The organism is Sphingobium lignivorans (assembly GCF_014203955.1).
In the GTDB taxonomy this organism is placed as follows: Bacteria; Pseudomonadota; Alphaproteobacteria; order Sphingomonadales; family Sphingomonadaceae; genus Sphingobium; species Sphingobium lignivorans.
Window position 1 is genome coordinate 3,013,888 of the sequence record NZ_JACHKA010000001.1, and the last position, 11,108, is coordinate 3,024,995.

Annotated in this window: 8 protein-coding genes; 6 read left to right on the forward strand and 2 right to left on the reverse strand. The window is 67.6% G+C overall.

Annotated elements, in window-relative coordinates; all coding sequences use genetic code 11:
• The 6 genes from HNP60_RS13880 to HNP60_RS13905 are packed head-to-tail and all read left to right on the forward strand — an operon-like array spanning position 1 to position 8,493.
• On the forward strand, positions 1–615 hold the full coding sequence (locus HNP60_RS13880; protein ID WP_184154837.1) for a glutathione S-transferase family protein: 615 nt from the start codon (positions 1–3) through the stop codon (positions 613–615).
• A 31-nt stretch (positions 616–646) separates the two neighbouring features.
• Positions 647–1,525, forward strand: a complete 879-nt coding sequence (locus HNP60_RS13885) for an amidohydrolase family protein (RefSeq protein ID WP_014077126.1) — start codon at positions 647–649, stop codon at positions 1,523–1,525.
• Complete coding sequence (locus HNP60_RS13890) at positions 1,515–3,614, forward strand: nuclear transport factor 2 family protein (protein WP_184154839.1); 2,100 nt, start codon at positions 1,515–1,517, stop codon at positions 3,612–3,614. Before HNP60_RS13885 ends, HNP60_RS13890 begins: the two co-directional genes overlap by 11 nt.
• Entirely contained in the window at positions 3,604–5,514 is a 1,911-nt protein-coding gene (locus HNP60_RS13895; protein WP_184154842.1) for a nuclear transport factor 2 family protein, read from the forward strand. Before HNP60_RS13890 ends, HNP60_RS13895 begins: the two co-directional genes overlap by 11 nt.
• The gene (locus HNP60_RS13900; protein WP_184154845.1) at positions 5,511–6,317 is read left to right on the forward strand and encodes a fumarylacetoacetate hydrolase family protein; all 807 of its coding nucleotides are present in this window, start codon (positions 5,511–5,513) and stop codon (positions 6,315–6,317) included. Before HNP60_RS13895 ends, HNP60_RS13900 begins: the two co-directional genes overlap by 4 nt.
• 31 nt (positions 6,318–6,348) lie before the next feature.
• Positions 6,349–8,493: a nuclear transport factor 2 family protein gene (locus tag HNP60_RS13905; RefSeq protein WP_184154848.1), complete on the forward strand. Its 2,145-nt coding sequence runs from the start codon at positions 6,349–6,351 to the stop codon at positions 8,491–8,493.
• Between the two features lie 85 nt (positions 8,494–8,578).
• Here the strand turns inward: HNP60_RS13905 and HNP60_RS13910 are convergent, their stop codons facing one another.
• The gene (locus HNP60_RS13910; RefSeq protein WP_184154851.1) at positions 8,579–10,084 is read right to left on the reverse strand and encodes a CoA-acylating methylmalonate-semialdehyde dehydrogenase; all 1,506 of its coding nucleotides are present in this window, start codon (positions 10,082–10,084) and stop codon (positions 8,579–8,581) included.
• A gap of 13 nt (positions 10,085–10,097) precedes the next feature.
• Positions 10,098–11,069 (reverse strand): alpha/beta fold hydrolase, encoded by a 972-nt coding sequence (locus tag HNP60_RS13915; RefSeq protein WP_184154855.1) that lies wholly within the window; start codon positions 11,067–11,069, stop codon positions 10,098–10,100.
• Between the last annotated feature and the right edge of the window lie 39 nt (positions 11,070–11,108).

The following is an 11,108-nucleotide window of genomic DNA, read 5'->3' on the forward strand; positions in this document are numbered from 1 at the left end:
ATGAAGCTTCACTGGGGAAAAATGTCCCCCTTCGCCCGCAAGGTGATGGTCACCGCGCATGAAACGGGCACCGACGGGCGGATCGAGCTCATCGATACGCGCGTGGACATGGCCAGCGTCAATCCGCAGGTCCAGCTTGCCAATCCGCTGAGCAAGGTCCCCACGCTGCTGCTCGATGACGGCACGGCGCTCTACGACAGCCGGGTGATCTGCGAATATCTGGACAGTCTTGCGCCGGAGCCGGTCCTGTTTCCGCAAGGCGCGGCGCGCTGGGAAGCCCTGCGCCTCCACGCGCTGGGCGACGGCATCATGGATGCGCTGATCCTCTGGCGGCAGGAGCGCCTGAAGCCCGAGGAACGGCGTACGCCCGCCTGGATGGACGCCTTCGCCGACAAGCTGGCGGTCGCGCTGGACCAGCTCGAAAGGGAGGCCGCGCAACTTTCCGCCGCGCCCTTCCACATCGGCCACGCCGCGCTCGGCTGCGCGCTCGGCTATCTCGACGCGCGCTTCGACGACCTGAACTGGCGCAATGGCCATGACCGGCTCGCGGATTGGCATGCCGGCTTCGAAGCGCGCCCGTCCGCCATCGCAACCCATCCCGCCGCACTGACCTAGGCGCGTGCCAGCGCCTGCCAAAGGAGTACAGATGTCCGAGATCGAAACCGTCATTCCCCGCATGCCGACGGCCCCGACGAACCGGCAGCCCGACAATGCCGTCGACTGCCACAGCCATGTGTTCGGCCCCTATGACCGGTACAGCCTCGTCAATCCGCCCAATTACGCGCCGCCCCAGGCGCCGGTCGAGCGGCATCTCGCCATGCTGGATACGGTCGGCAACCGCTATGGCGTGCTTGTCCAGCCCGCGGCCTACGGCCTTGATCCAACGCTGATCGCGGACGCCATCGCCGCCTCGGGCGGGCGCCTGCGCGGCATCGCGCTGGGCGGCGCGGAACTCACCCCGGCCCGCATCGCGGAACTGGACGGCCAGGGCTTCAAGGGCCTGCGGTTCGTCGACATGCTCGATCCGCAGGGACGGCCCTATATCGGGGCGATCTCCGCCAATGTGGCCATCGAGATGGCGCCATTGCTGGCCGATGCGGGCTGGCACCCGGAATTGTGGGCCGGGATCGACCATCATGTCGAGGTGATCCCCAAGCTCATCCCCTTCGGCATCCCGATCGTGCTCGATCATCTGGCGGGGTTCAGCGTGGCGCGCGGCGTGAATGATCCGGCCTTCCAGCAGCTCCTGCGCTTCATGGGCGACGGGCATGTCTGGGTGAAGACCAGCCTGTGCCGGCAATCCGCCGCCTATCCGCGCTACGAGGAATTGAAGCCGTTCCACGATGCGCTCGTCGCCGCCAATCCGGAGCGGCTGCTGTGGGGATCGGACTGGCCCTATCTCGCGATGGGGGACGCCTCGCCCGACGTCGGGGTGATGATCGATCTCGTGCATGAATGGGTCGGCGATGCCGCGACGATCAAGCGCATCTTCGTCGACAATCCAGCGTTCGTCTATGGCTTCTAGGGTCCTCTGCCTGGCGGCGCTGTGCCTCGCTCCTCTGGGGCTCGCGGCCGGTGCGATGCCGGCCATCGCGCAGGAAGCGGCGCCCACCATCGCGGAGCGGGCTGCCCTGCTGGCGCGCGACACGCAGAGCGTCACCGCCCTGCGCGACGTGCGCCGGCTGCACATCGCCTACACGCAGTTCGCCGAAGTCGGCCTGTGGGACGAGATGGCCGATCTCTTCGCGCCCGATGCCGAGATGATCGTGGGCGATCGCACCATGCGCGGCAAGGCGGCGATCCGCCAATGGATCGTGCGGGAGCTGGGTGGCGGCCGCGCCGGCCTCGCGCCCGGCGAGGTCCGCACGCTGCTGCCCGCAACGCCCGTGGCCAGCCTCGGCCCGGACGGGACCAGCGCGAAGATACGCTGGCATGAGCTGGCGATGCTGGGCTCGCAGGGCGGAAACGCCCGCTGGACGGGTGGCATCTACGAGAATGACTATGTGAGGCGGGATGGCGTCTGGCTGATCGCCCGGATGCATTATTATCCCCAGTTCGACGGCAGCTACGAAGAGGGCTGGCGAAATGTGGAGGCGGACCTCAAGGTCGTGCCTTATCATTACACGCCCCGATCCGCCGGCATTCCGATCCCGGAGCTGGCGGCGCCGGCGCCACTGGAGGATGCCGCCGGGACGGTGGCGGCATTGGACGCGCCCCTCACCCAAATGATCGCGGAGAATGCCGTGCGCAATCTCCAGAATGCTTATGGCTATTATGTCGACCGGCGCATGTGGGACGATGTGAGCGACCTGTTCGAGACGGACGGCACGCTGGACATCGCCGGGCTGGGCGCGTGGAACGGACAGGCCAGCATCCGGCGCGGACTGGAGCGGCAGGGACCGGCGGGGATTGGCGCAGGCGAACTCAACGAGCATGTCCAGGTCGCCATGATCGTCACGGTCGATCCCGATGGGACGCAGGCGCGCGCGCGCGGCCTGGAACTGGCGATGACCGGCCGGAACGACGACAAGGGCTATTGGGCCGTCTCCATCTTCGAGAATGTCTATCGCAAGCGTGACGGGATCTGGCGCATCGCCGCCATGAACCTCCATCCGCGCTTCCGCGCAGACTATGAGCAAGGCTGGGCGAAGAGCCGGCTCGATCCCGTGCCGCCCGCCGCCGCGCAGGCACCCGATGCGCCCTCGGCCGCGCCGAAAGGGAGCGTCCCGGCCTTCAGCTACATGCATCCCGTCACCGGCAAGCGCATCGACCTTTCCGGCGCGGTGTCTCGCGAGATCGCGGCGGCGGGGGCCGGACAAGCACCGGCGTCTACTGGGTCCACCGCCCTCGTCGACCGCCTGTTCGAGGGCGAGCGCAAGGTGCGGCTGCTCCATGCCGACATTGGCGCTGAGAATGTCTCCAACGCGTTCGGCAATTATATCGACGATTTCGAGTGGAAGCTGCTCGGCGATCTCTTCGCGCGCAAGGGCGCGCGCGAGATGCCTTATGCCGGCTTCTACATCGGCCCGGACCGCATCACCGAGGCGGAAGTCACCAAATGGGGCCAGCGCCGGTCGCCGCGCCGGTCCATCCCCATCCATCTGCGGATCCAGCCGGTGATGAATATCGCGCCGGACGGACGCTCCGCGCGGTTCCGCACGCGCCTGTTCTCGATCGGCAGCAGCTACGACCGGGCAAGCACTTTCTCCGGCGGCGTCTATCCCAACGATCAGGCCGTTCTGGAGGACGGGGTCTGGAAGCTCTGGAGCGTGGCGATCGACGAATTCTATTATCGCTCCTCAAGCTATGCCAAGGGCTGGACCGGGGTGGAGGCGGAACCCGCCGAAATGAAGCCCAACATGCTCATCACGGCCTATCCGCCGGACATCCCGCTGACGGAGCTCGGCCAGCGCCAGCAGGGCTACATACCCGGCAGCCAGATGTTCAATCCCTATGTCTTCAACGGGCCGGCCTATCCGGGCTATCCCTCCGCCACGCCCATGTGGTTCAGCTACGTCAATCCGGTGAGCGGGCGCGTGCCGCCGCATTACTGGCCGGACTGCGTCACTTGCGCCACACACCCGGACACGAGGCTGGACCGGAATGGCTACTGACCGGGCGAAGCGCGCGCGGGCGGCCATCGCGGCGCTTTGCCTGGCGGTGGCGCCGGCAGCAGGACACGCGGCCCAACCGCCCGTCCCCCTCGCTCTCGCGCTGGAGCGCACCGAGGCGATCCGCGCCGTGCGAGACCTGCAGACCCTGCTGGCTCATCATGTCGAGGCCGGCGACTGGGCCGCTGCCTCGGCGCTGTTCACGCGCGATGCGGCGCTCGACTGGGGCAACGGCACGGCCGCGAAGGGGCGCGCGGCCATCCGCGACAGTCTCAGGACCCGGCTCGGCGGCGCGGAGAGCGGCGGTCCCAACCGCCTGCACGCCACGCTGCCGATGGCGCCCGTGCTGACGCTCTCGCCCGACGGCCGGAGCGCGAAAGGGCGCTGGCACGAGGTGGGGCTGTTCGGTGGCGCGCGGCGGGAGGACAACTGGACCGGCGGCATCCACGAAAACGACTATGTGCGCGAGGCGGACGGCTGGCGGATCCGCCGCATGGCCTATCATCCCCAGTTCCGCGGCACCTATGCGAAGGGCTGGCACAGCGCGAAGGACGATCTGCCGGTCGTGCCCTATCATTATGAGGCGGCCAGCGTCGGCGCGCCGGTGACGATGACGGGCGCGGTCGACGCGGAGGGCCCCGCCCTGGCGCCGCGCGTCCTCGCCGCGCGCGCCGCGCGGCTGGCGGACGAGGATGCGGTGCGCAACCTCCAGAATATCTACGGCTATTATCTCGACCGGCGGATGTGGGACGACGCGCTCGACCTCTTCGCGCCGGACGGCAGCCATGCCAGTGCCGGGACCGGCCTGCATCGCGGGCGCGAGGGCATCCGCGCGATGCTGGAGCGCGACGGGCCGGCCGGCCTCAACCATGGCGATCTCAACGATCATGTGATGCTCGATCTGATCGTCTGCGTCGCGCCGGACGGACGCAGCGCCCGGGCCCGGGGCTTCGACTTCGGCATGAGCGGCAACAATGCCGGCAAGGCCTTCTGGTCGCTGACCCTCTTCGACAATCTGTTCGAGAAGCAGGATGGCATCTGGCGGCTGAAGGCGGTGCGCGAATATCCCAGGATGCGCACGACCCATGATGCAAGCTGGGACCTGCCGACGCAGCCCCGCCCCCTCCCGGCCCGCGCCGCCGATGCACCGGCTCCCGCCGAGCCGCCATTGCTCGCGACCTGCGCGCCGGCCGATCCGGTTCCGGGAGACGCGCCCGACATGGCGCAGCTTCGCGCCCGGGTGGAGGCTGCCGCCGCGTCGATCGCGATCGACAATGTCTCCAATGCCTTCGCCAATTATATCGATGATTTCCGCTGGCAGGACCTCGCCGCCACCTTCACGCGCGACGGGCGACGGGAAGCGCCCGGCGTGGGCTTCTATGTCGGGCGCGAGCGCATCCATGCCATGCAGTCCGGTCGCTATGGCCCGCTGGCATCGCCGCGCACCTTCATTCCCATCCATGCCCGCATCCAGCCGGTCATCCATGTCGCGGCCGACGGCAAGAGCGCGAAGCTGCGCACCCGCCTGCTGCAGTTCAACGCCGCGCTCGATCGGCCGGGCTCGATGATGGCCGGGATCTATGAGGACGAAGCCCGGCTGGAAGATGGCGTGTGGCGGCTCGCTCATGTCGAGATCGACCATTATCTCCAGACGCGCAGCTACAGGGATGCCTGGACGCGCATTCCCGAGGGCCTCGGCCACCGCATGATCCCGCGTGCCGATGCGCTGCTGCGGGACAATCCGCCGGACGCGCCGCTGCTGGGCGAGATCTATGCGCCCTTCCCCACCATCGGGCTGATGTGGTTCCATTATGCGAACCCGGTGAGCGGCCGGCGCCCGTCCTATCTCACCCCCAAGACGGCCGCCGTCATGTCGCGGACCGAGGAACCGCTGGACCCATGACTGCCACACCCGATATCTGGCTGCGTTTCGAGACACCGCAAGGCGCGCGCGCGGGCTATGTCGCGGGCGAGAGCATCGTGCCCATCGCCGGCGACATGTTCGGCGACTGGGCAGCGGATGGAGACCCGGTGCCGCTCGCCACGGCCCGTCTGCTGCCCCCTGTTATCCCGCCGACCTTCTATGCCTGCGGGATCAACTATGCCGGGCACTGCCGCACGGCGGCCGACGAGTTCGGCCTCGATCATGACAAGACCTGGCCGCGCACGCCGGAAATCGGCTATCGCGCGCAGAGCGCCATCATCGGCCCGGACGAGCCGATCGTCCTGCCGGCGGACGTGCCGCCCAATGTGCAGGTGGAAGCCGAGCTTGCCGTGGTGATCGGCAAAAGGTGCAAGCATGCCACGCTCGCCAACGCGCTGGATCATGTGTTCGGCTACACCATCGCCAATGATGTGAGCGCGCGCGGCTGGCAATTCGCCGACCGCACTTTCTGGCGCTCCAAGAATGCCGACACGTTCAAGCCGCTCGGCCCCTGGATCCGCCGGGATGTCGATCTCGACGCGCTGGTCACGCGCGTGCTGGTGAACGGGGACCTGCGCGAGAGCTTCCCCACCAACGCCATGATCTTCTCCATCGCCGACTATATCGTGGCCATGACGCGCTACATCACGCTGGTGCCCGGCGATGTCATCATCATGGGCACGGACGGCCATGCCCCGCAGATCCACGCCGGGGACAGAGTCACGATCGAGATCGAGGGGATCGGGACACTCAGCAATCCCGTGCAGGCCGAAGCCGCCTGAGAGCGGCGCGCAAAATCCAGAGGAGAGCGGAATGACAACAGGGAAGTTTGGCCGCGGGCGTCGCATCGGCGCGCTGCTGTGCCTGGGCATGGCGCCCATGCACATGCCGGCGCACGCGGCGGAGATCGACACATCCACGGCCGAGCGCATCGGGCGACTGGACCATGAGCTCTCCCGCACCGAGGGATTGCGACAGGCGAAGCGATTGCAGATCGCCTACAGCCATTATGCGCAATTCGGCCTGTGGAACGAGATGGCCGACCTGTTCGCGCGGCAAGGCGAACTGGTGGTCGGCACGGACAAGGCCAAGGGCCGCAACGCCATCCTTGCCTATTTGCGCCAGCATTTTGGCGGCGGACGCATGGGCCTGCTCCCCGGCGAGGTCGCCACGCGCATGCAGCTCACGCCGGTGATTTCCCTCGCGCCGGACGGACGCAGCGCGAAGGGGCGCTGGCACGAAGTCTCCATGCTCGGCAAGGCCGGCGGCGAGGCGCGCTGGGAAGGCGGCATCTCCGAGAACGACTATGTGCTGGAGGATGGCGTGTGGAAGATCGCACGCCTCCATCTCTACCCCATGTATGCCGGCAGCTACGAGGATGGCTGGCGCAACATCCAGGACGACCTGCCGGTCGTGCCCTTCCATTACACGGCGCGGAGCGCCGGCATCCCCATCCCGCCCACGCCTGCCGGCGCGCGGATCGGCGCGGCCCCGACGGATCAGGCGGCCGCCCTCGCCCGCCTGCGCGAAATCGAGGCGCGGCTGGCGCGGCTCTCGGCCGAAGATGCCGTCATGCGGCTGCAGAATGCCTATGGCTATTATGTCGACCAGAAGATGTGGACCGATGTCACCGACCTGTTCGCGAAGGACGGCACGCTCGAAATCGCCGGCACCGGCATCTACCGGGGCGAGCAGAGCATCCGGCGCTCGTTCGGAGCCATCGCGTCCAACGGCCTGCTGAAGGGCGAAGTGAACGAGCATCTGCAAATGGAGATGATCGTGACGGTGGCGCCCGGCGGCGAGGAAGCCTGGGCACGCGGTTTCCAGCTCGGCATGCTGGGCCAGAACCATGTCGGCGGCTGGTGGACGCAGGCGATCTTCGAGAACCATTATGTCCGGGAAGGCGGCCTGTGGCGCATCAAGGCGATGCGGCTCTTCCCCAGGCTGCGCTCCGATTATTATCAGGGCTGGACGAAAAGCCAGTTGCCCGAGCCGGTGCCGGCCAAGGGCTATGAGCCCGATTCCGCCTCGACCATCGCGCTCCCGGCCGGGCGAAGCTGGATCCCCGCGTTCAATTATCCCAATCCCGTGACCGGCAAGGCGCCGAGCTATCCGGACGGCGCGGCCGTGCTGGCGGCGGCGCCGCAGGCAGCGAGCGCTTCATCCGGCAAGGCGGCCACCGCGCCCGACGGGATCGATGCCGCGCATCTGGATCGGCTCGAAACCGAGCTGGCCCATGCGCGCGCGCGAGACGGGGCCGAGAATATCTCGCACGCGTTCGGCTATTATCTGGACGATTTCAACTGGGACGGATCGAGCGCCCTGTTCGCGCGGACGGGACGGCGCGGCAAATATCAGGTGGGCTTCTATGTCGGCCCGGAACGCATCCGCACGGCCGAGCTGACCCAATATGGCCCGCCGCGGACGCCGCGCAATTTCATCCAGATCCATCTGCGCATCCAGCCCGTCATCGATGTCGAGCCAAGCGGCCTCGGCGCGAAGCTGCGCACGCGCCTGTTCTCGTTCAGCAGCCGCAATGACGGGCCGGGCAGCTTCCAGAGCGGCATGTATCCCAATGACAGGATCGTGCTGGAGGACGGGGTCTGGAAGTTCCAGCACCAGTCCATCGACGAGCTGTATTTCCGGTCCGACGGCTACAAGAATGGCTGGGCGAAAGTGCCGGACCCCAACCCCAAGCAGTTCGCGCCCGATCGCACGCCAAGCGTGATGGACAAGCTCCGCGCCGCCTATCCGCCCGACGTGGACATTCTCGACATGGGCATCCGGGCGGTCGGCTTCGGGCCGGGCCCGGAATTCATCGACTTTCCGAACGTCAAGCCGATGTGGTTCCATTATGCGAACCCGGTGAGCGGCCGCCTGCCGCCCAATTACTGCCCGGACCATTCGACCTGCTATCAGGCAAAGCCGCTGTTCGAGGATCAGGCCCCCACGCGATAAAAGGATCGGGCGCGGGCACAAGGCCCGCGCCCGCCACGGCTTGCGCCGGGCCGGACGGCTTGCGCCATCCGGCCGAAGACAGGACTCATTTCTGGGTCGGCATCAGGAAATCGGCGCCCGCGCTCGGTTCCACCGGCCAGCGGCTCGTGCTGGTTTTGAGGCGCGTATAGAAGCGCACGCCCTCGGGCCCGTGCATATGATGATCGCCGAACAGGGACTGCTTCCAGCCGCCAAAGGCATGGAAGGCCATCGGCACCGGGATCGGCACGTTGATGCCCACCATGCCGGCCTGCACCCGATGCAGATAATCCTGCGCGGTCCGGCCGTCCCGCGTGAAGATGGCCGTGCCATTGCCGAAGGGATGCGCATCCACCAGTGCCAGCGCCTCCTCGAAGTTCGCGGCGCGCACCACGGAGAGGACGGGACCGAAAATCTCCTCCTGATAGATGCGCATCTGCGGCGTCACATGATCGAACAGGCTCGCGCCGATGAAATAGCCATTCTCATGCCCGGGCAGGGAGAAATCCCGCCCGTCGAGCAGCAGCGTCGCGCCTTCCGCCACCCCGGCATCGATATAGCCGCGCACCTTGTCCCGGTGCTGGGCCGTGATGAGCGGCCCCATGTCATTCGCCGGATCGCTGCCCGGGCCGATCCGCAGCGCGCGGACGCGCTCGATCAGCTTCGCCACGAGCCGGTCAGCCGTTTCCGCGCCCACCGGCACGGCCACGGAAATGGCCATGCAACGCTCGCCGGCCGAGCCATAAGCCGCGCCGATCAGGGCGTCGGCCGCCTGATCGAGATCAGCGTCGGGCATGACCACCATGTGGTTCTTCGCCCCGCCCAGCGCCTGCACGCGCTTGCCATTGCCCGTGCCCCGCCTGAAGACATGATCGGCCACGGGCGTGGAACCCACGAAGCTGATCGCGGCGATATCCGGATGGTCCAGCAGGGCATTGACGGCGACGGCATCGCCATGGACCACATTGAACACGCCGTCCGGCAGGCCCGCTTGCTGCAACAGAAGCGCCAGCTCCACGCCGAGGGTGGGATCGCGCTCGGACGGCTTGAGCACGAAGCAGTTGCCGCAACCCAGCGCGACCGGGAACATCCACATCGGCACCATCGCGGGGAAATTGAACGGCGTGATGCCTGCGACGACGCCGAGCGGCTGGCGGAAGGAATGCGCCTCGATGCCCCGGCCGACCTGGGCGCTGAAATCGCCCTTGAGCAGCTCGGGAATTCCGCAGGCGAACTCGACCACTTCCAGCCCGCGCTGGATTTCGCCTTTCGCATCCGTCACGATCTTGCCGTGCTCGCGACTGATGATGGCGGCGAGCCGGTCCATGTTCTGCTCGATGAGATCGCGGAACCGGAACAGGACGCGGGCGCGGACATGAGGCGGGGTCGCGGCCCATTCGGGAAAGGCCGCTTTCGCGCTCGCCACCGCGTCGTCCACGGTCGCGACATCAGCCAGAGCCAGGACGCCCGACTGGATGCCTGTCGCGGGATCGAACAGGGCGGCATGGCGCGGCGCGCTATCCTTGCGGAACTTGCCGTTGATGAAATGAGTGATCTCGGCGGTTTCGGTCATTGTTGCCTTTCGGTCAGCTTGCCTGACGCTTGAAGAAATCGAGCAGGGCCTGGTTGAACGCGGCGGGCCGCTCCCAATAGGCCGAATGCCCGCATTCGGTGAGGATGGTCAGCGCGCTTCCCGGGATGGCGGCCTGAAGCTTGCGCGCGATCGGCGGGGGCGAAATGAGGTCCGCGTCGCCGTAGATCAGCTGCGTTGGAACGGTGATCCGCGACATGGTATCGAGCGAGGCCACAAGGCCCGCCGGCTGGTTGACCTCCGGATTGTCCCCCCGCGAAAGATCATGCAGTTCGTTCCAGCGCGCATGGCCCGCGCGATTGGTGGCGCGATAGGACGGGCTGAGCTCGCGCAGATCATGGGCAAGCGCGTTCCACCAGGCCTCGTAAAGCCAGGGCACCAGCGCCCGCACCTGCGGATCGGCGACGGAGACGATCGAGCAGGCGATGGTCAGGCTCTTCAGCCGTTCCGGCTGCGCCAGCGCGAAGCCTCCGGCCAGGAAGCCCCCGGCCGCCGTGCCGACAAGGTGAAAATCCCGCAGGCCGAGATGGTCGACCAGCATCCGCAGATCCTCGACGCCCGTGCCGGGCGCGGCCGGATCGACCGGGCTTGAACCGCGATGGCCACGCCGCGAATAGCCGATCACGCGATAGCCGGCCTCGGCCAGCGCTGCCTGCTGATAGCCCCAGACATGGCCGCTGCCGGTCGCCGGGTGGAGCAGCACGACGGCCGGCCCCGCCCCGCCCGTGTCCCAGTACCAGAGATCGACGCCATCGAGCCGCGCGACGGACCCGGGAAGCGTGACCTCCATGGGCGGCAGATCGGGCTGCGGCGCGCCGGTCACATAATGTTCCGAGCCGCTCCCCCCATCCCGGCCCCCGTCACGGCCTGCCGCACGCGGGCCGGTCAGCGCCGTGCCGATGCCGGCCATGCCCATCGCGCCGCCCGCAACGAGGAAGGCGCGGCGATTCCAGGAAAAGTCGTTCATCTCCGCCTCCCGGATGAGCGGGCAATCCCTGCCGGCTCC

Coding starts and splice junctions, on each gene's coding strand:
- HNP60_RS13880 (WP_184154837.1), top strand. CDS start 1: ATGAAGCTTCACTGGGGAAAAATGTCCCCCTTCGCCCGCAAGGTGATG.
- HNP60_RS13885 (WP_014077126.1), top strand. CDS start 647: ATGTCCGAGATCGAAACCGTCATTCCCCGCATGCCGACGGCCCCGACG.
- HNP60_RS13890 (WP_184154839.1), top strand. CDS start 1,515: ATGGCTTCTAGGGTCCTCTGCCTGGCGGCGCTGTGCCTCGCTCCTCTG.
- HNP60_RS13895 (WP_184154842.1), top strand. CDS start 3,604: ATGGCTACTGACCGGGCGAAGCGCGCGCGGGCGGCCATCGCGGCGCTT.
- HNP60_RS13900 (WP_184154845.1), top strand. CDS start 5,511: ATGACTGCCACACCCGATATCTGGCTGCGTTTCGAGACACCGCAAGGC.
- HNP60_RS13905 (WP_184154848.1), top strand. CDS start 6,349: ATGACAACAGGGAAGTTTGGCCGCGGGCGTCGCATCGGCGCGCTGCTG.
- HNP60_RS13910 (WP_184154851.1), bottom strand. CDS start 10,084: ATGACCGAAACCGCCGAGATCACTCATTTCATCAACGGCAAGTTCCGC.
- HNP60_RS13915 (WP_184154855.1), bottom strand. CDS start 11,069: ATGAACGACTTTTCCTGGAATCGCCGCGCCTTCCTCGTTGCGGGCGGC.